22 protein-coding genes and 1 tRNA gene are annotated in these 20,737 nt (G+C 68.2%); 11 read left to right on the plus strand and 12 right to left on the minus strand.

The features are described from left to right. Positions 1 to 8: 8 nt before the first annotated feature. Positions 9 to 824, minus strand: coding sequence for a methyltransferase domain-containing protein (locus tag C5E07_RS10050; RefSeq protein ID WP_104299343.1), 816 nt, complete (start codon positions 822 to 824; stop codon positions 9 to 11). 126 nt (positions 825 to 950) lie between these two features. Between C5E07_RS10050 and C5E07_RS10055 the strand changes: the two genes are divergently transcribed. The 3 genes from C5E07_RS10055 to C5E07_RS10065 all read left to right on the plus strand — a co-directional run bounded on the left by C5E07_RS10055 (position 951) and on the right by C5E07_RS10065 (position 3,799). Then, the gene (locus tag C5E07_RS10055) at positions 951 to 1,649 is read left to right on the plus strand and encodes a response regulator transcription factor (RefSeq protein WP_068479813.1); all 699 of its coding nucleotides are present in this window, start codon (positions 951 to 953) and stop codon (positions 1,647 to 1,649) included. Positions 1,650 to 1,687: 38 nt separating this feature from the next. Beyond that, positions 1,688 to 3,424 carry a cell wall metabolism sensor histidine kinase WalK gene (locus C5E07_RS10060; RefSeq protein WP_104299344.1) on the plus strand — a complete coding sequence of 579 codons (1,737 nt, stop codon included), beginning with the start codon at positions 1,688 to 1,690 and terminating at the stop codon, positions 3,422 to 3,424. Positions 3,425 to 3,508: 84 nt separating this feature from the next. Continuing rightward, complete coding sequence (locus C5E07_RS10065; protein ID WP_104299345.1) at positions 3,509 to 3,799, plus strand: WXG100 family type VII secretion target; 291 nt, start codon at positions 3,509 to 3,511, stop codon at positions 3,797 to 3,799. A gap of 125 nt (positions 3,800 to 3,924) precedes the next feature. Here C5E07_RS10065 and groL read toward each other — a convergent pair whose 3' ends face one another. The 4 genes from groL to C5E07_RS10085 form a co-directional block, all read right to left on the minus strand. Beyond that, positions 3,925 to 5,544: a chaperonin GroEL gene (groL, locus tag C5E07_RS10070; RefSeq protein WP_068479821.1), complete on the minus strand. Its 1,620-nt coding sequence runs from the start codon at positions 5,542 to 5,544 to the stop codon at positions 3,925 to 3,927. A gap of 213 nt (positions 5,545 to 5,757) precedes the next feature. Further along, on the minus strand, positions 5,758 to 5,973 hold the full coding sequence (locus C5E07_RS10075; RefSeq protein ID WP_068479823.1) for a cold-shock protein: 216 nt from the start codon (positions 5,971 to 5,973) through the stop codon (positions 5,758 to 5,760). A gap of 232 nt (positions 5,974 to 6,205) precedes the next feature. Next, positions 6,206 to 6,757, minus strand: coding sequence for a LytR C-terminal domain-containing protein (locus C5E07_RS10080; RefSeq protein WP_104307082.1), 552 nt, complete (start codon positions 6,755 to 6,757; stop codon positions 6,206 to 6,208). 4 nt (positions 6,758 to 6,761) lie between these two features. Next, positions 6,762 to 7,055: a DUF3263 domain-containing protein gene (locus tag C5E07_RS10085; RefSeq protein WP_104241914.1), complete on the minus strand. Its 294-nt coding sequence runs from the start codon at positions 7,053 to 7,055 to the stop codon at positions 6,762 to 6,764. A 105-nt stretch (positions 7,056 to 7,160) separates the two neighbouring features. Here C5E07_RS10085 and msrB point away from each other — a divergent pair, with 105 nt between their 5' ends. The 5 genes from msrB to C5E07_RS10110 all read left to right on the plus strand — a co-directional run bounded on the left by msrB (position 7,161) and on the right by C5E07_RS10110 (position 11,081). Continuing rightward, positions 7,161 to 7,577: a peptide-methionine (R)-S-oxide reductase MsrB gene (gene msrB / locus C5E07_RS10090; protein ID WP_104241916.1), complete on the plus strand. Its 417-nt coding sequence runs from the start codon at positions 7,161 to 7,163 to the stop codon at positions 7,575 to 7,577. A gap of 80 nt (positions 7,578 to 7,657) precedes the next feature. Then, positions 7,658 to 7,733 (plus strand) — tRNA-Thr (locus C5E07_RS10095). Between the two features lie 73 nt (positions 7,734 to 7,806). Beyond that, positions 7,807 to 8,859 carry a permease gene (locus tag C5E07_RS10100; protein ID WP_104241918.1) on the plus strand — a complete coding sequence of 351 codons (1,053 nt, stop codon included), beginning with the start codon at positions 7,807 to 7,809 and terminating at the stop codon, positions 8,857 to 8,859. Next, positions 8,852 to 9,685, plus strand: a complete 834-nt coding sequence (locus C5E07_RS10105) for a TIGR03943 family putative permease subunit (protein WP_104299346.1) — start codon at positions 8,852 to 8,854, stop codon at positions 9,683 to 9,685. Before C5E07_RS10100 ends, C5E07_RS10105 begins: the two co-directional genes overlap by 8 nt. Continuing rightward, positions 9,675 to 11,081: a hypothetical protein gene (locus C5E07_RS10110; protein ID WP_104299347.1), complete on the plus strand. Its 1,407-nt coding sequence runs from the start codon at positions 9,675 to 9,677 to the stop codon at positions 11,079 to 11,081. Before C5E07_RS10105 ends, C5E07_RS10110 begins: the two co-directional genes overlap by 11 nt. A gap of 79 nt (positions 11,082 to 11,160) precedes the next feature. Here the strand turns inward: C5E07_RS10110 and rlmB are convergent, their stop codons facing one another. The 3 genes from rlmB to C5E07_RS10125 all read right to left on the minus strand — a co-directional run bounded on the left by rlmB (position 11,161) and on the right by C5E07_RS10125 (position 14,179). Next, a complete protein-coding gene (gene rlmB, locus C5E07_RS10115) occupies positions 11,161 to 12,156 on the minus strand; it encodes a 23S rRNA (guanosine(2251)-2'-O)-methyltransferase RlmB (protein ID WP_104299348.1) in 996 nt (331 codons plus the stop codon). After that, positions 12,153 to 13,577, minus strand: a complete 1,425-nt coding sequence (cysS, locus tag C5E07_RS10120; protein WP_104299349.1) for a cysteine--tRNA ligase — start codon at positions 13,575 to 13,577, stop codon at positions 12,153 to 12,155. Before cysS ends, rlmB begins: the two co-directional genes overlap by 4 nt. A gap of 119 nt (positions 13,578 to 13,696) precedes the next feature. Further along, positions 13,697 to 14,179 (minus strand): CarD family transcriptional regulator, encoded by a 483-nt coding sequence (locus C5E07_RS10125; protein WP_104241928.1) that lies wholly within the window; start codon positions 14,177 to 14,179, stop codon positions 13,697 to 13,699. A 177-nt stretch (positions 14,180 to 14,356) separates the two neighbouring features. Between C5E07_RS10125 and C5E07_RS10130 the strand changes: the two genes are divergently transcribed. Next, a complete protein-coding gene (locus C5E07_RS10130; RefSeq protein ID WP_104241930.1) occupies positions 14,357 to 14,956 on the plus strand; it encodes a DNA modification methylase in 600 nt (199 codons plus the stop codon). 80 nt (positions 14,957 to 15,036) lie between these two features. Here the strand turns inward: C5E07_RS10130 and C5E07_RS10135 are convergent, their stop codons facing one another. Beyond that, a complete protein-coding gene (locus C5E07_RS10135) occupies positions 15,037 to 15,720 on the minus strand; it encodes a response regulator transcription factor (RefSeq protein WP_068479999.1) in 684 nt (227 codons plus the stop codon). 97 nt (positions 15,721 to 15,817) lie between these two features. Continuing rightward, a complete protein-coding gene (locus C5E07_RS10140) occupies positions 15,818 to 16,990 on the minus strand; it encodes a cell wall metabolism sensor histidine kinase WalK (RefSeq protein ID WP_104241932.1) in 1,173 nt (390 codons plus the stop codon). A gap of 173 nt (positions 16,991 to 17,163) precedes the next feature. Between C5E07_RS10140 and phoU the strand changes: the two genes are divergently transcribed. Continuing rightward, positions 17,164 to 17,865, plus strand: coding sequence for a phosphate signaling complex protein PhoU (gene phoU, locus C5E07_RS10145; protein WP_104241934.1), 702 nt, complete (start codon positions 17,164 to 17,166; stop codon positions 17,863 to 17,865). A gap of 137 nt (positions 17,866 to 18,002) precedes the next feature. On the opposite strand, the gene C5E07_RS10150 is transcribed toward phoU, so the two are convergent. After that, complete coding sequence (locus C5E07_RS10150; protein WP_104241936.1) at positions 18,003 to 18,752, minus strand: phosphoglyceromutase; 750 nt, start codon at positions 18,750 to 18,752, stop codon at positions 18,003 to 18,005. A 72-nt stretch (positions 18,753 to 18,824) separates the two neighbouring features. On the opposite strand from C5E07_RS10150, the gene C5E07_RS10155 reads away from it, so the two are divergent. Further along, the gene (locus C5E07_RS10155; RefSeq protein WP_104299350.1) at positions 18,825 to 19,637 is read left to right on the plus strand and encodes a trans-aconitate 2-methyltransferase; all 813 of its coding nucleotides are present in this window, start codon (positions 18,825 to 18,827) and stop codon (positions 19,635 to 19,637) included. Between the two features lie 29 nt (positions 19,638 to 19,666). Here C5E07_RS10155 and C5E07_RS10160 read toward each other — a convergent pair whose 3' ends face one another. Beyond that, the gene (locus tag C5E07_RS10160; RefSeq protein ID WP_104241939.1) at positions 19,667 to 20,737 is read right to left on the minus strand and encodes an FUSC family protein; all 1,071 of its coding nucleotides are present in this window, start codon (positions 20,735 to 20,737) and stop codon (positions 19,667 to 19,669) included.

Consider the following 20,737-nt stretch of genomic DNA (forward strand, 5'->3'; position numbering starts at 1 on the left):
CCCGGAGGTCACACGCGGGCGAGGAGCTCCACGTGCGTCATGACGAACTCGGCGCCCTCGTCGTCCGCCCACTCCGACCAGGCATCGGCGATGCGCTGAAGGTCGCCTGACGACGCGATCCCCCGCGCCCGCGCGTCCTCCGCGAACCGCGACCTGGTGGCGCGTTCCGCCCACGTCGACCCCCACCAGGCGCGCTCCTCCGGTGTCGTGAAGATCCAAGCGCTCGCCGAGAGACGCACATCCTCCAGTCCCGCCGAACGCGCCCAGCGCCGCAGGACCCGGCCCGCGTTTGGCTCCCCGTCGTTCGAGCGCGCGACCTTGTCGTACACGGCGAGCCAATGGTCGAGCTCCGGAAGCTGCGGCGACCACACGCACGTTCCGTAGTCGACATCTCGCACCGCGACCAGTCCGCCAGGCTTCGTCACTCGCCGCATCTCCCGCAGCGCCGCGACCGGGTCGGAGAGGTGCTGCAGCACCTGATGCGCGTGCACCACGTCGAACTCGCCGTCGGCGAAGTCGAGCGAGTAGACATCGCCGAGCAGGAAATCCGTCTGCGTGTCCCCGGCTTCGAGTGCGGCGCCACGCGCCGCCTCGAGGGGTTCATCCACGACCTCGATGCCGACGACACGGCCGGCGGTCCCGACCCGCCGCGCGAGATCCAGGGTGATCGAGCCCGGCCCGCAGCCGACGTCGAGCACGTGCATGCCCTCTCGCAGCTCCGGGAGGAGGTAGCCGGCGGAGTTCTCGGCCGTACGCCGCCCATGCGAGCGGAGCACGCTCGCGTGGTGGCCATGGGTGTACCTCGGGGCTACGGAGTCGTCCATGTCGGCACAGTAGCGCACCGCGCGCCCGGACCCGCGTGAGGACGACCCAGAAGATTAGCGCATCCGCACTGCCGCGACACCGCGCGCCGTCAGACTTCACTCAGACGGCGTCAAGATACTTAGTCCATGACTGATGGCCCCAAGATTCTCGTTGTTGACGACGAGCCAAACATCCGCGAACTCCTGTCGACCAGCCTGCGCTTCGCAGGGTTCATGGTGCGTGCCGTCGGCAACGGCGCCGCCGCGATCTCCGCTGTCATCGAAGAGGAGCCCGACCTCATCGTCCTGGACGTCATGCTCCCCGACATGAACGGCTTCGGCGTCACGAAGCGCCTGCGCGCGTCTGGCTACACGAGCCCCATCCTGTTCCTGACCGCCAAGGACGACACCGACGACAAGATCGAGGGCCTCAACGCAGGTGGCGACGACTACGTCACCAAGCCGTTCAGCCTCGACGAGATCGTCGCCCGCATCAAGGCCATCCTCCGCCGCACCATGCAGGCCGAGGAAGAGGCGGTCATCCGCACTGGCGAGCTCACGATGGACCAGGACACCCACGAGGTGTTCATCGGCGACGAGCCGATCGAGCTCTCCCCCACCGAGTTCAAGCTCTTGCGCTACCTCATGCTCAACCCGAACCGCGTGCTCTCGAAGGCGCAGATCCTCGACCACGTCTGGGAGTACGACTTCAACGGCGACGCCGGCATCGTCGAGTCCTACATCTCCTACCTGCGCCGCAAGCTCGACCAGTTCACCGAGGAGCCGCTCATCCAGACCAAGCGCGGTTTCGGCTACATGCTGAAGGTCTCCGGGGCCAAGGCATAGCAGAGGTGACCAAGCCTGACGACGAGGGGAAGTAGGCGGTGCCGTTCAAGGCATGGCGCTGGGATCGGCTCTCACTCCGCAACAAGCTGACGATCGTCAACATCACGCTGCTGACGTTCGGCATCGTCGTCGCCGGAATCGGCACGACGCTGCTGCTGCGGCCGACGCTCGTCTCACAGACCGACTCGCAGCTGAGCGTGTACGCGAGTGATCCCACCCAGTTCCTCGCCGCCGACCCCTCGTCGAGGCTCATCACGTACGACGCCATCCGCATCGCCCCGTCCACGATCTACGTGGCCGTCCTCGATGCTGACGGCGAGGTCGTCGTCGACAACTGGGGACAGTGGCAGCGACCGCAGGCGATCGCGCCCGAGGTGCCAGCAGACGCCGCGGTCCGCGGCAGCCAGAGCCTCTTCGACATGGAGGACCCGCTCGGGGCGACCTGGCGGACCATCACCGTGCCGGAGGGAGAGTACGCCGCCGATCAGGTGCGCGGCACGCTGCTCATCGCGGCCCCGTTGACGAGCGTCAACGCGACGATGGTGAACTTCCTCGCCATCTTCTTCGGCTTCGGGCTGACGGTCGTGATCTTCGGCGCGGCCCTCACGAGAGTCCTCGTCTCCGCGACGCTGCTCCCCCTGAGGCAGGTCGAGGCCACAGCCATGCAGTTCGCCTCTGGCGACTACTCCCAGCGCCTTCCCGCCGGCACCCCGAACACTGAGGTCGGGCGCCTCTCCCGGTCGCTCAACACCATGCTCGTCCGCATCGATCACGCCTTCGACGAGCGCACGCGCACCATCGCGCAGATGCGTCGTTTCGTCGGCGACGCGAGCCACGAGCTGCGCACGCCGCTCGTCACGGTCCGCGGATACGCCGAGCTCTACCGCATGGGTGCCCTCAACGACCCCGAGAAGGTCGGCCAGGCGATGGAGCGGATCGAGAAGGAGGCGCTCCGCATGGGGGGCCTCGTCGAGGACCTCCTGCAGCTCGCTCGACTCGACGAGACGCGCGAGCTCGTCAAGGACGTCATCGACCTCGAGCCGATTGCGGAGGACGCGGCGATGGATGCGCACGCGACCGCCAAGGATCGCGTCGTGCGGGCTCTCCCCGTGAACATCATCCAGGAGACCCGCGACGAGGCGGAGCCCCTCGGGTCCGAGACGACCGGCGAGCTGCCTGCTGCCGTCGAGGCGGACATCGTCCCGGCCGAAGAGTCCGCCAGCGCTCCGGAAGGTGCGGCCGCGAAGCGCGCGCTGTGGCGACGGCGTTCGCTGCCGCGCCCGGCGCTGCGAGGCTTCCCCATCAGGCGCAAGGGGGCCGAACCGAGTGGGATCGAGACCGCCGACTCCGACGAGGACCTCGGAGATGTGCCCGCCATGGTGCACGCGAACGAGGACAAGGTCCGGCAGGCCATCTCGAACCTGCTCGGCAACGCCATGCGGTACACGCCGGAGGGGTCACCCCTCGAGGTGGGCGTGACGGTGGATCTGCAGAACCAGCTCGCCATCGTCGACATCATCGACCACGGTGAGGGCATCCCCCCGCAGATCAGGCAGAAGATCTTCGAGCGGTTCTGGCGCGCAGACACCTCCCGCGCACGCGAGACCGGCGGTTCCGGGCTCGGCCTCTCGATCGTCTCGGCGATCATGAAGGCGCACGATGGCGAGGTCGACGTGCTCGAGACCCCCGGAGGCGGGGCGACGTTCCGCCTCAAGTTCCCGCTGCTCATGTCCGCGCCTGTGGACAGCGCTCTCTCCACAGCCCCGAACAGCTGATCCCCGCTCCCCCGCAGCTGCTCCTAGCCTTCTCACGAGGTGCCGCCGGAACCACCCGGTGGCCGAAGAAGGGGGAACACTCATATGGCCGTCTACATGGTCGACAGCGAGCAGCTGCAGCTCGCCGTCACGAACACGCAGTCGTCGATCGGGCGAGTGCAGGCAGAGGTCGCCGCACTGCTCGGCAACCTGACCGCACTCGAGGGGTCGTGGAGCGGGGAGGCGGCGGCAGCCTTCCAGGGCCTGGTGCAGCAGTGGCGCTCGACCCAGGCTCAGGTGGAGTCGAGCATCTCCGCCATCAATAGCGCTCTAGGCAGCGCGAGCGCCAGCTACGGCACCGTGGAAGGCGATGTTCGGCGGCTCTTCAGCGTCTGACCGGCTCTGCACTCGGCGGCTTGGCTCGGCCGGTGCCTCGACCCATCGCGTAGAGCCGCGAGGCGGGAACGACGAAGCGGGCGGCTCCGTGAGGAGCCGCCCGCCTGTTGTCGTGCGCGTGGTGCTTAGAAGTCCATTCCAGCGCCCGGGTCCATCGCCGGTGCGCCAGCCTTCTCAGGCTTGTCAGCGACGACGACCTCGGTCGTGAGGAAGAGACCAGCGATCGAAGCTGCGTTGAGCAGCGCGGAGCGCGTGACCTTCACCGGGTCGAGCACTCCAGCCTCGATGAGGTTGACGTACTCGCCGGTTGCGGCGTTGAGGCCCCAGCCGTCTTCGAGTCCGGCGACCTTCTCGGCCACGACGCCGGGCTCGAGGCCAGCGTTCGTCGCGATCTGCTTGAGCGGTGCGAGGATGCCGACCTTGACGATGTTGACGCCGGTCGCTTCGTCACCCTTGAGCTCGAGCTTGTCGAGAACGCGTGCGCCAGCCTGGATGAGGGCGACGCCACCACCGGCGACGATGCCCTCTTCGACGGCAGCCTTCGCGTTGCGGACTGCGTCCTCGATGCGGTGCTTGCGCTCCTTGAGCTCGACCTCGGTCGCTGCTCCGGCCTTGATGACGGCGACGCCACCGGCGAGCTTCGCGAGGCGCTCCTGGAGCTTCTCGCGGTCGTAGTCGCTGTCGCTGTTCTCGATCTCGGCGCGGATCTGGGCGACGCGGCCGGCGATCTGCTCGGGCGAGCCAGCGCCCTCGACGATCGTCGTCTCGTCCTTCGTCACGACGACCTTGCGGGCCGTGCCGAGGAGGTCGAGCGTCGTGTTCTCGAGCTTGAGGCCGACTTCCTCGCTGATGACCTGTCCACCCGTGAGGATGGCGATGTCCTGCAGCTGGGCCTTGCGGCGGTCGCCGAAGCCGGGAGCCTTGACGGCAACCGACTTGAAGATGCCGCGGACCTTGTTGACGATGAGCGTCGCGAGGGCTTCGCCCTCGACGTCCTCGGCGATGATGAGGAGCTGCTTGCCGGCCTGGATGACCTTGTCGACAACAGGAAGGAGGTCCTTGATGTTGGAGATCTTGCCGTTGACGATCAGGATGTAGGCGTCTTCGAAGACGGCTTCCTGGCGCTCGGGGTCGGTGACGAAGTACTGCGAGAGGTAGCCCTTGTCGAAGCGCATGCCCTCGGTCAGCTCGAGCGTGGTGCCGAACGTGTTCGACTCCTCGACGGTGACGACGCCTTCCTTGCCGACCTTGTCGATCGCCTCGGCGATGATCTCGCCGATCTGCGCGTCAGCAGCCGAGATCGATGCGGTGGCAGCGATCTGCTCCTTGGTCTCGACCTCCTTGGCGGATGCGAGCAGCTCGGCGACGACGGCCTCGACGGCCTTCTCGATGCCGCGCTTGAGCGAGATCGGGTCTGCGCCTGCTGCGACGTTGCGGAGGCCCTCGCGGACGAGCGCCTGAGCGAGGACGGTAGCCGTCGTCGTGCCGTCACCGGCGACGTCGTCGGTCTTCTTCGCGACCTCCTTGACGAGCTCGGCACCGATCTTCTCGAACGGGTCGTCCAGCTCGATCTCCTTGGCGATGGACACGCCGTCGTTCGTGATCGTGGGCGCGCCCCACTTCTTCTCGAGCACGACATTGCGGCCGCGTGGGCCGAGCGTGACCTTCACCGCGTCGGCGAGCGTGTTCAGTCCACGCTCAAGCCCGCGACGGGCCTCTTCGTCAAAAGCAATGATCTTCGACATATGTGTACTGCGTCCTTTCCGGACGTGGTTCGTGAGGTTCGTGGTTGGCACTCGAACGAGGCGAGTGCAAGTCCATATTGGCACTCGGCCCTGTCGAGTGCAAGCCGCCCCGACGCCTTCTCGCTGCGGGCGAACGAGGACGGGAGATCCCGCGCCCTGCACCGAAAACGGCGCCGACCCCCACAGAGGGTCGACGCCGCTTGTCGTCGGGGATCAGAGTGCGCGGACGGACTCCGCCTGGGGGCCCTTGTCGCCGGCCCCGATCTCGAATTCGACCTTCTGTCCCTCTTCGAGAACGCGGTAGCCCTGCATCTCGATGGCCTTGTAGTGCACGAACACATCCTGTGCAGCAGCGCCGTCGAGCGCATCCACAGTGATGAAGCCGTAGCCCTTGTCAGCGTTGAACCACTTCACGGTTCCGTTCGCCATGTTTGTCTCCATTGCTCAGTAGTACTCGCCAGCGCCAGCCGACGGAGCCCTGCATGCGTGCGAGGGGGACGAACGATGGTGCCCAGGACTCGAGCAAGATACTAGGTCGCGACCTGTTGAGCGTGGAAGCCGAAAACCGCGATCACGTCACCTGGCGACGTTTTGTCTCCAGATGTTCACATTCGTGGAACACAAGGCGCGCATTCCCCGGTGAATCCCGGGGCTTTCGCCCCTATCCGGCGAGGTCGAGGCCGACGATGACGACGATCGTTCCAGCGGCAGCGACGTTCGGATCGAGCACCGCGGTGCCCCCGCCGAGCGACTGCACGAGCGCCAGGGCAGCAGCCTCCTGAGCGGGGTCGTTGTAGGAGACGGTGGTCGTCGCGTAGTCGGAGGTCGGCGCATCCGCCGTCTCCGTCACGTTCCAGCCGGCGTCAGCGAGCTCGGTGGTCGTTCCACCGGCGACGCCAGCCAGCTCGGTGCCGTTGAGCACGCGGACGGCGACGTTCGGGTCGAGCTGCGGCACGACCTCGGCAGGCGCCTCCTCGACAGGGGCGGCCTCGGCCGGCGTCTCGCTGGTCTCGGGCTCGGCGGACGGGCTGAACGAGACGGCGCCGTTGATGATCTGCATGGCAACCGCCGCGACGGCGACGATGACGACGACGGCCAGCAGGCCCCAGAGCCACGAGGCGAGCTTGGCGAGACGGGTTCGGGGCGCGCGATGCGCGCCGCGCCTATCGAGGCCGGGTGGGATGTCGTCGAAGCGATCCTTGGGGTAGTCCACGTTTTTACCGAATCCGTCCTGAGGTGGGAGAGGCGCTGGACATGCGCTGCTCGCGCCGCAGCTGGCGCTCATCCGCCCGCCGCTCGCGCGCACGCCGTAGGCGGCCGACGAGCATCGGCTGGTGAGCGAGCGCAGCTGGTGTCTCGATGAGCGTAGCGAGATTTCGGTAGTACTGCGTCGTCGACCAGCCGAAGCGATCCCGGATCGCTGCCGTCTTCGCTGCGTTCTGCCGCGGATTCAGGTCTTCGAAATCCAGCAGGGCGCGCTCGAGGTCGCTGAGCTCCACGTCCCGTTCCATGCAGGAAGTGTACGAGCACGGCTCACGGACTGGACTCACGCAACGCGCGTATGCTCGTTCCTCCCTGACCGCTCCCAGCGGTCTCGTCGATCTCCAGGAGGCACGGTGTCCTACGCCGTCAACAAGCCCGATTCCGAGTGGCGCGCCGAGCTCACGCCGCAGGAGTACCACGTGCTGCGCGAGGCAGGCACTGAGCGGGCCTACACGGGAGAGCTCCTCGAAGAGGGGCGCGCCGGACTGTACACCTGCCGCGCATGCGGCTCCGAGCTCTTCAAGGCCGGAACGAAGTTCGACTCCGGATGCGGGTGGCCGAGCTTCTACGAGTCGGTCCGCCCCGACGCAGTCCAGCTGCTCGAGGACCGCTCGCTCGGCATGGTGCGCACCGAGGTGCGCTGCGCGAACTGCGGGTCCCACCTCGGGCACGTGTTCCCCGATGGCTTCGGCACCCCGACGGGCGACCGCTACTGCATGAACTCGCTCTCGCTCTCCTTCACCCCGGACGACGAGACGCCCTCCGAGTAAGGAGCGCAGCACCCGAGTGGCCATGCGGTGCGCGCCTCGCGCACCGCATGGCTATGATGGTGCCGCTGCGATTGCAGCAGGCCGACTTAGCTCAGCTGGTAGAGCACCGCTCTTGTAAAGCGGATGTCGCGAGTTCGAACCTCGCAGTCGGCTCCAGAATCCTCACCGCCCCGCGCGAGCCCCTCGTTGCCTCCGTGTTCCGAAAGCGGCCCGAACTATACTCGGCTGGATGCACGAGCACACGACTGCGCAGCGCGCACCGCGCCCTCAGCGCACGACCGCAAGTCGCGGTGTGCTCGGACTGACCATCGGCGCGGGCCTGATCCTCACGCTCATCGCGATCAGGACGTTCACGGCTTCGCTCGACGACGCACCGGCCCTCGGCCCGATCAGCGACTTCGTGACGCTCTCCTTGAGCGTCGTCATCGAGTCCATGCCGTTCATCGTGCTCGGCATCCTGCTCTCGATCGTCGTCCAGCACTGGCTCCCGCCGGGCTTCCTGATGCGCATCCTGCCGCAGAGCCCCTGGCTCCGACGCGCCGTGATCTCCCTGTTCGGCATCGCCCTACCCGTCTGCGAGTGCGGCAACGTGCCCCTCGCCCGCGGCCTCGTGCTCCGCGGCTTCACGCCGGCCGAGTCGATCACGTTCCTGCTCGCAGCGCCCATCCTGAACCCCATCACGATCGTCACGACGTACCAGGCGTTCGGCTGGGACCACGGGATCCTGGCCGCCCGCATCATCGGCGGCTTCGTCATCGCCAACGTCATCGGCTTCCTGTTCAGCCGCCACCCGAGACCACAGGAACTGCTCACGCCGAGCTTCGCCGCAACCTGCGAGCTGGAGGCGAAGCACGGACACGGGGGCCGCTCCGGCGTCCGCGACCGCTTGCGGGCGAGCGCGTCGATGTTCGGCGCCGAGACCTCCACGATGCTCCCCGCGCTCTTCATCGGATCCGCCATCGCGGGTGCCATCCAGGTCGGCGTCTCACGCGATCTCCTCACGACGCTCGGCGAGCATCCCGTGCTCTCGGTGCTCGTGCTCATGACGCTCGGCTTCGTCATCTCGATCTGCGCGAACGTCGACGCGTTCTTCGCCCTGTCCTTCGTCGGCACGTTCATGCCCGGCGGGATCGTGGCCTTCCTCGTGATGGGGCCGATGATCGACGTCAAGATGCTCGCGCTCATGCGCACGACCTACACGAGCGCGGTCCTCGCGCGCATCACCCTCATCGTCGCGCTGTCGGCCTTCACCCTCGGACTCGGAGTGAACCTCATTGCTTGAACGACTGCTCTCCAGATGGCGCGGGGTCGCGCTCACGCTCTTCACCGTCGTCGCCACGGTGTGGCTCTCCATGACGGGCGGTCTCTCGCTCTACATCCACCCCCGCTACTTCGTGTTCACCTCGATCATGGCGGTCATCGGCGGCGTCCTCGCGATCGCGGCCATCGCCGTCACTCCGGGTCGCGACGACCACGACCACGGACATGACCACGACCACTCGCATGAGTCGGATGCGCTCGGCACATCGACCACACGGCGGAGCAACCGCCGCCCGCGGCTCGGCGCACGTCAGCGCATCGCCGTGATCGCCTCGACGACCGTCACGCTCGTCGTCGTCGCCACGGCGTTCGTGGCGCTCATCATCGCGCCGCCGGTGACGCTCAGCTCCGCGGCGGTGGAGAACCGCTCCCTCAACGCCAACGCGCAGACCGTGGACTCCCCGATCTCGGAGGGCGAGACGCTCCGGGGCCGCGACACCAGCTCCTTCACCGTCAAGGACTGGGCCGCGATGCTCCGCCAGGGCGACGGGGAGCAGCAGGTGCTCGGCGAACGCGCGAAGCTCGTCGGGTTCGTGACCGAGGACCCGGACTCGCCGGACGCCTTCATCCTGGCGCGCTTCGTCGTGAACTGCTGCGCGATCGACGCCGCCCCGGTCGGCGTCGCCGTGCACCAGCCCGGTTGGCAGGGCAGCTACCCCGTCGATTCCTGGGTCGAGGTCGACGGCGCGTTCGTCACGAACCCGAGCGCCTCCAGCGCCGAGCGCGTCGCACTCATGCCGACGACCATCACCGCGATCGACCAGCCGAACGACCCCTATGTCTACTGATCTCGCCTCGGGCGGACGCCGCTTCCGGAGGACGTTCATCCTGGCGGTCATCGTGCTCGCACTGCTCGCCGCGGGGCTCGCCGTCGGCAACATCCTGCAGGGTCCGCGAGTCGCGTCGACGGCGGTCAACGCCATCGGCACGGTCGAGCAGCAGGGCACGCGCCTCGTGCTGACACCGAACCAGCGCCTCCGCGAGATCGACCCCGCGCAGGTCGTCCTCGAGCCAGCCGCCGACTACAGCCTCACGGAGGAGAACGGCACGATCACGGTGACGTTCGAGCAGCTGCTCGCCTACGACACGAGCTACACCCTCACAGTGACGAATGCCGTGAGCTCCTCGACGGGCGTCTCATCGACCCTCGAGACCGAGTTCACGACTCCACCTCTCGAGGTGTCGACACTCGTCCGCGGGGCGATCTCGACCGGCGGGACGCTCGAGGACCGGGTCATCGAGACGAACGTCTCCGGCGGGGGTGAGCCGAGCATCCTGTTCACCGCCCCGCGCATCCAGGAGTATGCCCTCACGGACGCGTTCGTCGCCGTCATCGAACAGGACTCCGTAGGCCTCGGCACGGTCGGCGTCTCGCCCCGCGCTGAGCCCGGACCGGCTGTCCCGCTGAACGTGGACGCGACCGGGAGCTTCTCGAGCCTCGCCGCCGACGCGGCGAGCGGCCTCATCGGCTTCGTCGTCGACGGCGTGCACGCCGACGGGCAGACCGAGCTGGTGCGCTCGCTGTTCGTCTTCGACACGAGCGACACGTCGTTCCGCCCCAAGCAGGTGGCAGGCCCCGACGGCACACCGCTCATGGTCTCGACGTGGGCGTTCGCGCCCCGCACAGGGGCGCTCATCGCGCAGACCCTCGACGAGCAGCTGTACCTCGTGAACGTGCTCGCCGGCACCCCAGCCGAGCCGATCGGCCAAGCGCAGCACTTCCATGGCTTCGTTCCCGGCACGGCCACCGCCGTGACCTCCGGTGTCGGCGGCTACACCCTCTTCGATCTGAGCTCGGGGACCGCTGAGCAGCTCACCCCGGCTCCGATGACGCTCAGCGAGACGCAGTACCTCACGCAGACGAGCGTGCTCGACCCGGAGGGAACCCAGATCTCCGCGGTCGCGGATGCGGCGGCCGGGCTCGCCGACGTCACGGTGGAGTTCGCCGACGCCGACGGCCAGCGCACGCTCTTCGACCCCGGCGACAGCGGCGAGTGGCTGCGCGACATCTGCGTCTCCCCCAACGGCCAGTACCTCGCCGTCGAGACGGGCCTCGGCGCGCAGGGGCCGGACGGCTACGCCGTGCTTCCCGGCATGAAGCAGTCGACGACCACCGTCATCGACATCGCCACGGGCGCGGAGCTCCGCCGCCTCACCGGCTTCCTGACCTCGTGGTGCCGCTGACCCGTCTCCACGACCTGGGACCAGATACGACGATGGGCCCCACCCGCAGGTGAGGCCCATCTGATCGCAGTTGCTGCGCCTACTTGGCGGCGCGCTTGGCGGCCCGCAGCTTCGAGACCTCGTACATCGTGATGCTCGTCGCGATGCCAGCGTTGAGGGATTCCGTCGCCCCGTCGATCGGGATGGAGACGATCGCGTCGCAGTGCTCGGTGACGAGCCTCGAGAGGCCCTTGCCCTCGCTGCCGACGACGACGAGGAGCGGAGAGGTCGCGAGCTCGAGCGACGGCAGCGAGACGTCGCCGTCGCCGTCGAGGCCGATGACGAAGACGCCGGCCTTCTTGTACGCCTTGATGGTGGCCGTCAGGTTCGAGGCCATGGAGACGGGCAGACGCGCTGCGGCGCCGGCAGAGGTCTTCCACGCGGAGGCCGTCATGCCGACCGAGCGTCGCTGCGGCACGATGATGCCATCGCCGCCGAACGCCGCCACGGAACGCACGATGGCGCCGAGGTTGCGAGGGTCCGTGATGCCGTCGAGCGCGACGAACAGCGGGTTCCGGCGACGCTGGATGGCGCGGTCGAGCTCCTCCATCGGGTCGGCGTACGTGTACGCCGGCACCTTGATGACGACGCCCTGGTGGACTGCGTCGCGACCCGCCATGCGGTCGAGCTCGGGACGCATGACCTCGAGGATCGGGATCTTGCGCTCGGTGGCGATCTTGAAGATCTCCTTGACGCGCTCATCCATCTCACCGCGCGCGGCGACATAGAGCGTCGTGGCGGGGATGCCGGCGCGCAGCGCTTCGACCACCGAGTTGCGGCCTGTCACGAGCTCCGTGCTGTCGTCGGTCCGCGCGCGGCGCGGGGCGCCGCCCTCACGCTGCGCCGGACGCGGCTTGGAGCCACCGCGAGCGGCTTCCAGGCGTTCCTTCGCGGCCTTGCGCTTGCCGGCCACGTGCCAGGAACGGTCCTCGGCGCGCGGCGTGTTGCCCCGACCTTCGAGGGACTTGCGGCCGTTGCCGCCCGTGCCCTTCGTGGGGCCCTTCTTGCTGCGGTTGCCGCGCGAATTCGTGCTCATGCCTTCTCCAACGTCCAGAAGCTGCCGTTCGGCGAGTCTTCAATCTGCACGCCGGCTGCTGCCAGCGTGTCTCGAATCTGATCTGCGCGGGCGAAGTCCTTCGCACCGCGGGCCTGCTTGCGCTCCACGAGCAGCGAGTCGACGAGCGCCGCGAGGGCCGTGTCGCCGGCCGCATCCGCTCCCCCGCCCCACTGCTCGGCGCGTGGGTTGATGCCGAGGATGTCGAGCATCGAGGTGACCTCGCGTGCTGCTCGGGCCGCCGCATCCGCTGCGCCCGTGTCGAACGCCTGGTTGCCGACGGTCACCGTCTCGTGCAGCGACGCTATGGCCTGGGGGACCGCGAAATCGTCGTTCATCGCGGCGACGAACGCAGCGGGGAGGCCGTCGAATCGCACCGTGCCCGCCGGCTCGGCTGGAACCGGGAGGCCGGCCCGCTCCGCGCGCTCGAGGAACGACTCGATGCGCGCGAACGACGCGGCTGCCTCCTCGAGCGAGGTGTCGCCGATCTCGATGGTCGAGCGGTAGTGCGCCGACCCGAGGAAGTAGCGGACCACGACGGGGCGAGCGGAGGACAGGAGGTCGAGCGCCGAGACCGTGTTGCCGATCGACTTCGACATCTTCTGTCCTGCCACCGAGACGAGGCCGTTGTGCACCCACGTGCGAGCGAACTCGAGGCCCGCGGCGCGCGACTGCGCCAGCTCGTTCTCATGGTGGGGGAAGCGGAGGTCACGCCCACCGCCGTGGATGTCGAAGGTCGGCCCGAGGTACTTGGTCGACATCGCCGAGCACTCGATGTGCCAGCCCGGCCGACCTGAGCCCCAGGGCGACGCCCAGGCGGCCGACTCCGGCTCGCCGGGCTTGCGCCCCTTCCAGAGCGCGAAGTCGGCGGCGCTGCGCTTGCCGCGGCTCGGCGCCTCGCCCTCTGCCATGTCCTCGGGGCGCTGGTGCGTGAGCTCCCCGTAGCTCGGCCAGCTGCCGGTGTCGAACCACACGTCGCCGCTCTCGTCGGCGGCCGGATACGCGTGGCCGCGCTCGATGAGCTGCGAGATGAGCTCCTGCATCTCCGGGATGGACCCCGTCGCGCGAGGCTCGTACGTGGGTTGGCGGATGCCGAGCGCCTCGTAGGCGGCGTTGAACTCGCGTTCCACGCGGTACGCGAGTGCCCACCATGGTTCGCCAGCGGTGGCTCCGGCAAGAGTCTTGTCGTCGATGTCGGTGACGTTGCGCACGAGCGTCACCCGGAGGCCGCTCGCCTCGAACCATGACCGGAACTGGTCGTAGACGAGCGCCGAACGGAGGTGACCAGCGTGGGGCGCTGACTGCACCGTCGGCCCGCAGACGTACATCGAGACCTCGCCTGGCACCATCGGCGTGAAGTCGCCGAGTGCTTGCGTCTGCGTGTCGTAGATGCGCTGATTCACTGCACCAGCATACGCGTCAGGGCCGCGCGGACGAATGGACGTCCGCGCGGCCCTGACGGCAAAGCGCATGGTGTGCGTTGAACGACCCTCACGAGCCGCAGAACCACCCGGAGTGCTGACTAGGAAGCGAGGACCTTGTCGAGGACGTCGCCGGCCTTCTCCTCGTCGGTCTTCTCGGCGAGCGCGAGCTCCGAGACGAGGATCTGCCTGGCCTTCGCGAGCATTCGCTTCTCACCCGCAGAGAGGCCCCGATCCTGATCGCGTCGCCAGAGGTCGCGCACGACCTCCGACACCTTGATGACATCGCCGGAGGCGAGCTTCTCAAGATTCGACTTGTACCTGCGGGACCAGTTCGTCGGCTCCTCGGTGATGGGGGCGCGCAGCACCTCGAACACACGGTCGAGACCGTCCTGTCCGATGACGTCGCGTACTCCTACCAGGTCGACGTTGTCAGCAGGAACCTCGATGACGAGGTCTCCCTGTGCAACGTTCAACTTGAGGAACATCTTCTCTTCGCCCTTGATGACTCGGATCTTCACCTCTGAAATGGTGGCCGCGCCGTGATGGGGATAGACGACTGTCTCCCCGACCTCAAACTGCATAAATACAAGCCCCTTTCGGCACCTAAGAGTACCATGTCAAAACGGCTCATTCGAGGACTGGGGTGGTAGAGTCCGCCGCCGCTTTGTCCAGGAGGGGCACCTGGATCAGATAGGCTTCCTGCATCCTGTGAATTCGTGCGGCGACAGCCGCACGGTCCGAACCTGGAGGCTCCAGACGTGAAGATCCGCGCCGTCGCGTCCGTCACCCTTGCCGCCGCAGTCGCGGTTGGGCTTGCCGGCTGCAACTACATCTCCCCCCAGCGAACCACGACGCAGTACTCGGCGAGCGACGGCACGAACGCCAACGTCGGCGACCTCGAGGTCCGCAACGCCATCCTCATCACCGACACGCTGGTCGGCACCGACGTGACCGACCGGGCGAACCTCATCTTCTCGGTCGTCAACCACACGGGCAGCGCCGGCTCGCTCGACATCACGTACACGGGACTCATCAACGGCGTCGAGCAGGAGGTCGTCGTGACCGTTCCCGTCGACGCATCCGCGGGCGTCACGCAGGTGGGCTTCGGCGAGGGCGCGACCGTGCTCCTCGAAGGCATGGACTTCACCCCGGGCTCCACCCACGACGTCGACTTCACGGCGACCCTCGACGGCGTCCAGACCATGCAGGCAGTGACCGTCCCCGTGCTCGACGGCACGCTGCCGGAGTACTCGACGCTCGTTCCCGGCCCTGCCCAGACCGAGCCGCCCGCGGCACCGCCGAGCATCGCCCCCACGCCGGCACCCACCGAGGTACCGGAAGAAGGCGGCACGGCCTAGCCGACGCACGCAGACTGCCGAGAAGGGCGCATCCACGTGAGTGGATGCGCCCTTCTCGTGTTGCGCCGTCTGGAAGTCGCTCAGCCCTCGTAGCGGTAGCCGAGCCCGCGCACCGTCACGAGGCGCACGGGGGTCGACGGCTTCTCCTCGATGCGGCTGCGGATGCGCTTGATGTGCACGTCGAGCGTCTTGGTGTCGCCGTAGTAGTCCGGCCCCCAGACGCGGTCGATGAGCTGCCCACGCGTGAGCACGCGCCCCGAGTTCCGCATCAGGTACTCGAGCAGCTCGTACTCCTTCAACGGCATGGGGGTCACCTTGCCCGAGACCTGCAGAGTGTGCCGGTCGAGGTCCATGCGAACCTCGCCGACCTCGATGATGCTGTCATCCTCGCCCTCGTCCTCCTGCTCGTTGCGGCGGAGCACGGCGCGCACGCGGGCCAGCAGCTCGCGCGTGGAGTACGGCTTCGTGACGTAGTCGTCGGCACCCAGCTCGAGACCGACGACGATGTCGACCTCGCTGTCCTTGGCCGTGAGCATGATGATGGGCACCTTCGACGTGAGGCGGATCTGCTTGCACACCTCGGTCCCGGGGACGCCAGGGAGCATGAGGTCGAGGAGCACCAGGTCGGCACCATCACGGTCGAACAGGTCGAGGGCGTCGAGGCCCGTCTCGGCGACAGCGACCTCGTACCCCTCCCGTCCGAGGAGGAAGGAGAGCGGCTCATGCAGTGCGGATTCGTCTTCGACGAGGAGGATGCGGGTCACGGAGGCCATTGTGCATATCTTTCGTGAACATTGAGTGACGTGCCAAGGGCCGCGCCCGTTCGACGGCGTGCCGTCGGTCGGGGCCGCCCGACGCGTCTCAGGCTGAGCGGCGCTCGGTGAAGCGCTGCAGGTCGATCTCCGCGACGACGGAATCGGCGGAGGGGAGGCGAACCGTGAACGTCGATCCCTTCCCGGGCTGCGACCAGACGCGCACGTCGCCGCCGTGGTTCTCGGCCACGTGCCGCACGATGCTCAGGCCGAGGCCCGTGCCGCCGGTGCGTCGGGAACGGGCCTGGTCGACGCGGAAGAAGCGCTCGAAGATGCGCCCCTGATCCTCCGGGGCGATGCCGATGCCCTGGTCTGAGATGGCGACCTCGACGGTGTCGTCGACGAGTCGCGTGCCGATCCCCACCCGCGAGTTCGGCGAAGAGTACTGGACCGCGTTGGACACGAGGTTCGTGAAGCACATGAGGAGGTGAGCCCGCTCGCCGTAGACGAACGCATCCACGTCGTCGCCGAGCACGATGTCGACGCCGGCCACCTCGGCGGGCACGCGCGACTGGTCGACGGCGAGCGAGAGGATCTCGTGGATCGAGAGGAGCTCCGGGTCTGCGAGGGAGTCGCTCGACTGCAGCCTGGACAGCTCGATGAGCTCGTTGGTGATCGAGGCGAGGCGCAGGCTCTCCTTGCTGAGCCGCCCCGTGAAGTACTTGACCTGCTCCACGTCACCCGCAGACTCTGCGATGGCCTCTGCGAGCAGCGTGACCGCGCCGATGGGGGTCTTGAGCTCGTGACTCACATTGGCCACGAAGTCTCGGCGCACGCTCTCGACGCGAAGCGCCTCCGTGCGATCCTCCGCGAGCACCAGGAAGAACCGCGTCGAGAGGGGCGCCGCACGCACTCTCACGTGGATCTCCGAGCGCCCGAAGGGGCCACGGGCGATCTCGAGGTCCTTGGTGACCGCCTCGCCCTGACGCCTCGCCTCATCCACGACGGCCCCGACACGCTCGTCGAGGCGCCCGCCGGCACGGACGAGCCCCTTCGACGTAGCCCCCGGGGAGGACTGGTAGACGTTCCTGGACGGGTCGGTGACGATCACGATCGAGTCGAGGGCGCCGAGCAGATGCTCGATGCCCTCGGGGAGGCGGGGGGAGAATGCAGCTCTTGCCTTTGCCTGACGTACCGAGGCGACGTGGAGCAGCCAGACAAAACCTGCACCCAAGAGGAAGCCGAGTACGATCGCAAGGACCACTGCGACGGACGAGTCCATGTGCCCAGCATATGGGCCAGCGGACTCGACACCCGTCGTACACGAGTCGGTTACCTTGGCTCCGTAGAATCGCCCGTGAGAGCAGAGTCACTCCCAGAGGGACTGGGCGACCGGTCTGCCCAGAAACGCGGGCAGCGGCACATCGCCCGTTGCCACGAAACAAGAGGATAAACATGCGCGAAGTTTTCCAGCAGGAACTCGCTGAGGTCAGCAACGGCCTCGTGGAGATCGCCCGCCACGTCGAGTCCGCCATGCAGCGCGCCGCCGTTGCGTTCACCACCTCCGATGTCGCCCTCGCCGAGCAGGTCATCTCCGACGATGCCCGCATCGACGAGCTCGCCATCGCCCTCGATGAGCACACCATCGAGATCATCGCCCGCCAGTCACCCGTCGCGCGCGACCTGCGCCTCGTCGTGAGCGCGCTGCGCATCAGCTCCTCGCTCGAGCGCATGGGCGACCTCGCGGCGCACATCGCGGCGCTCGCTCGCTACCGCTTCCCCGGCGGTGTCGGCCCGAACACGCTTCGTCCGGTGTTCGCCGAGATGAGCCGCCTCGACGTGGCCGTCGCCCGTCAGCTCGTCGCCCTGCTCGACGCGGGCAACGACGAGGAGACGAACCGCATCGCCGACGAGATCAAGGCGAGCGACACGCAGATCGACGACCTGCACCGCAGCACGTTCGACGCGCTCCTGTCCGACGACATCCAGGCGCAGAGCGTCGAGGTCGTCGACGCGACGCTCGCGAGCCGCTACTTCGAGCGCTTCGCCGACCACGCGGTCTCGATCGCCCAGAAGGTGCAGTACCTGACCAGCGGCGAGTGGATGCAGGAGAAGGAGCCCTCCACTCCGGTCGCCCCGGTCACCCCCGGCGCCTAGGCGTCTCGGGTCCTCAGGTCCGGGCGTGACAGCCCGAGGCTGAAAAACGGCCCGGCTCTGAGCAGCAGCAGAACGGCGGATGCTCCAGGAGATTCTCCTGGAGCATCCGCCGTTCTGCTGTGCAGCAAGGCCCGGTGCTACTTGCCCTGCGACGCGACCGCGGCAGCTCCTGCGGCTGCTGCCTCCGGGTCGAGGTACTCGCCCTTGCCGAGGACTTCGTGCGTCTCGGGGTCGAAACGGTAGACGAGGGGCATGCCGGTCGGGATGTTGACGGCGGCGATGTCGTCGTCGCTGATGCCCTCGAGGTGCTTCACGAGCGCACGCAGGCTGTTGCCGTGGGCGGCCACCATGACGGTGCCGCGCTTGACGAGCGTCGGCAGCACCTCCTCTTCCCAGTACGGGAGGAAGCGAACGAGGACGTCCTTCAGGCACTCCGTGCGGGGCAGCTCATCGCCGAGGTCCGCGTAGCGCTCGTCGTGCGCCTGCGAGAACTCGCTGCTGTCGTCGAGGGCGGGCGGCGGCGTGTCGTAGGAGCGGCGCCACTCCATGAACTGCTCCTCGCCGTACTGGTCGCGGACCTGGGCCTTGTCCTTGCCCTGCAGGTCGCCGTAGTGGCGCTCGTTGAGGCGCCACGTGCGCTCGACGTCGATCCAGCCGCGGCCGGCTTCCTTCAGCGCGAGGTTCGCGGTGTCGATCGCGCGCGTGAGCAGCGACGTGTAGAGCACGTTGGGCTTGAGGCCGGACTCGCGGATGAGGCGGCCCGCGCGGGCACCCTCTTCGCGGCCCTGCTCGGTGAGCTCAACATCCACCCAGCCGGTAAAGAGGTTCTTCTCGTTCCATTCGCTCTGTCCGTGACGGACCAGGATGAGGGTCAGCGCTTCAGTCATGGTCCAAGCGTACCGAGTGGGGGTGACCCGCGTGCGACGGCGAGGAGACCGAAGCTGAAATAGTCTCGTCGCATGCCATTGGGTCGACTCACACGCGGAACGACGGGAACGAACCGCCTGCGGAGAGTCGACCGCTGGATCGCGGAGCACCCCGCGCTGCAGTCCGCCCCGCGCCCGCTTGTCGTCGACCTGGGCTACGGGGCGAGCGGCGCGACGGCATTCGAGCTGGCGGATCGCCTCCGACGGGCCTCGCCCGAGGTGCGAGTGCACGGCCTCGAGATCGACCCGGGGCGCGTGGCGCTCGCCAGAGCGCAGCTCGCCGATCGGCCAGAGCTCGCGGGCCGAGTGAGCTTCGCCGTCGGTGGCTTCGAGGTGCCGACTCCCGGCGGCGAGCAGCCGAGTGTCATCCGAGCCATGAACGTGCTGCGGCAGTACGACGAGTCGGAAGTCGCCGAGGCCTGGGCCCGGATGACCGGTCGACTCGCGCCAGGCGGCCTGCTCGCCGAGGGAACGTGCAACGAGGTCGGCCGCGTATCGTCCTGGATCGGCGTCGACGCGGCCGGACCTCGGACGTTCACGGTCTCGCTGCACACCGCCAGTCTCGAGTCTCCGCTCGTGGTTGCCGAACGGCTGCCGAAGGCCCTCATCCACCGCAACGTGCCTGGCGAAGGCGTGCACGAATACCTGAAGGCACTCGACGACGCCTGGCAGCGGGAGGCCCCACGACAGACGTTCGGCGCGAGGCAGCGCTTCATCGCCGTGTGCGAGCGGATGCGCGCGGCCGGCTGGCCGCTCGCCGACTCGCGGAAGCGCTGGCGCCTCGGCGAGATCACGGTCTCGTGGGACGCCGTTGCCCCCGCCTCCGGCGCGCTCGCACCCTCGTAGTCCGCGCGTCGGGGGCCACGGCGCGGCGACTAGTGGACCTCGGGGAGAGCCGTTCGTGCGGCCTCCGCCTCCATCCCGCTCGCGATGAGCAGGTCGACGACGAGGGGCCTGCACTGCATGAGCAGCACCGAGTCGCCGAGCTGCGCTCCATGCAGGTGCTCCGGCTCCAGCCTGGCCGCCGCGATGAGCAGCGTCTGGCGCGACTGGTGGAGCATCGCGTCGTCGTCGAGACCGAGCTGCAGCTCGAGCATCCCCGACTGGATGTCGCCGAGAAGGTCGGCGAGCTCCTCGCGGTGGCGACCATCCCACGACAGCGACCAGGCACGCCGCGCGACCACCCGGAGATTGCGCGTGGCGAGGTCGATGCTCGTTCGCAGTTCCGCCATCCGCTCGACCCTCCCGCGATGGTGGCGCATGAACGGCGAGATCCGGGCGATGGATGCGGCGCTCTCGAGCTCGGTCGACCAGGCGTCGAGCGTGGCCTGCGTCATGCGCAGCTCCTCGAGCGCAGCGAGGCCTGCGTCGCTGTCTCCCCTGCGCAGGGCCTGCGAGATATCGCCGAGCGCCTGGGCGAGCGCGCCGATGAGCCCCTTGGCCTCGTTCTTCGCGAGCGCCGACGCGTTGCGCGGGATGAGCGCGGTCGCCGCGATGGCCACCGCTCCCCCGATGACCGCGTCGAGGAGGCGCGAGTACTCGCCGACGCCCTGGACGGGGATGAGCTGCACCAGCGACGCCTGCACGGCGGCGCCGATCGCGAACCCGGGGCTCGGGTGCACGAGCCGCGCGAGCAGGAGCACGACCGCGAGGACGACGGTCACCTGCCACACGCCGCGCCCGAAGAGCAGGAGCGAGAGGTTGGAGAGCAGTACCCCGAAGGTGATGCCGAGCGCCGTGTCGAAGACACGACGGGGGCGCGCGTCGCGCTGCAGGCCGAGGCTCGTGATCGCGACCGTCACGGCGAGGAACGGGATGGGATGCCCGAGCCCCCAGTGCGCGATCGCGTAGGCGGCGAAGGCCGCCGCCGTGATCTGCAGCACCGCCGGAAGCGAGGCCCGCAGACGGGCGAACGCGGCCCCGACGCCAGCCGCCGGAGCCGACAT

Source organism: Pseudoclavibacter sp. RFBJ3, assembly GCF_002931375.1.
Lineage (GTDB): Bacteria > Actinomycetota > Actinomycetes > Actinomycetales > Microbacteriaceae > Pseudoclavibacter.

Excerpts from the sequence above, each read along its gene's own strand:
- C5E07_RS10155 (WP_104299350.1), top strand. The coding sequence starts at position 18,825 with ATGCCATTGGGTCGACTCACACGCGGAACGACGGGAACGAACCGCCTG.
- C5E07_RS10050 (WP_104299343.1), bottom strand. The coding sequence starts at position 824 with ATGGACGACTCCGTAGCCCCGAGGTACACCCATGGCCACCACGCGAGC.
- C5E07_RS10110 (WP_104299347.1), top strand. The coding sequence starts at position 9,675 with ATGTCTACTGATCTCGCCTCGGGCGGACGCCGCTTCCGGAGGACGTTC.
- C5E07_RS10150 (WP_104241936.1), bottom strand. The coding sequence starts at position 18,752 with ATGACTGAAGCGCTGACCCTCATCCTGGTCCGTCACGGACAGAGCGAA.
- C5E07_RS10160 (WP_104241939.1), bottom strand. The coding sequence starts at position 20,737 with ATGTCGGCTCCGGCGGCTGGCGTCGGGGCCGCGTTCGCCCGTCTGCGG.
- C5E07_RS10065 (WP_104299345.1), top strand. The coding sequence starts at position 3,509 with ATGGCCGTCTACATGGTCGACAGCGAGCAGCTGCAGCTCGCCGTCACG.
- C5E07_RS10085 (WP_104241914.1), bottom strand. The coding sequence starts at position 7,055 with ATGGAACGGGACGTGGAGCTCAGCGACCTCGAGCGCGCCCTGCTGGAT.
- C5E07_RS10100 (WP_104241918.1), top strand. The coding sequence starts at position 7,807 with ATGCACGAGCACACGACTGCGCAGCGCGCACCGCGCCCTCAGCGCACG.
- rlmB (WP_104299348.1), bottom strand. The coding sequence starts at position 12,156 with ATGAGCACGAATTCGCGCGGCAACCGCAGCAAGAAGGGCCCCACGAAG.
- C5E07_RS10075 (WP_068479823.1), bottom strand. The coding sequence starts at position 5,973 with ATGGCGAACGGAACCGTGAAGTGGTTCAACGCTGACAAGGGCTACGGC.
- C5E07_RS10125 (WP_104241928.1), bottom strand. The coding sequence starts at position 14,179 with ATGCAGTTTGAGGTCGGGGAGACAGTCGTCTATCCCCATCACGGCGCG.
- C5E07_RS10055 (WP_068479813.1), top strand. The coding sequence starts at position 951 with ATGACTGATGGCCCCAAGATTCTCGTTGTTGACGACGAGCCAAACATC.
- phoU (WP_104241934.1), top strand. The coding sequence starts at position 17,164 with ATGCGCGAAGTTTTCCAGCAGGAACTCGCTGAGGTCAGCAACGGCCTC.
- groL (WP_068479821.1), bottom strand. The coding sequence starts at position 5,544 with ATGTCGAAGATCATTGCTTTTGACGAAGAGGCCCGTCGCGGGCTTGAG.
- C5E07_RS10140 (WP_104241932.1), bottom strand. The coding sequence starts at position 16,990 with ATGGACTCGTCCGTCGCAGTGGTCCTTGCGATCGTACTCGGCTTCCTC.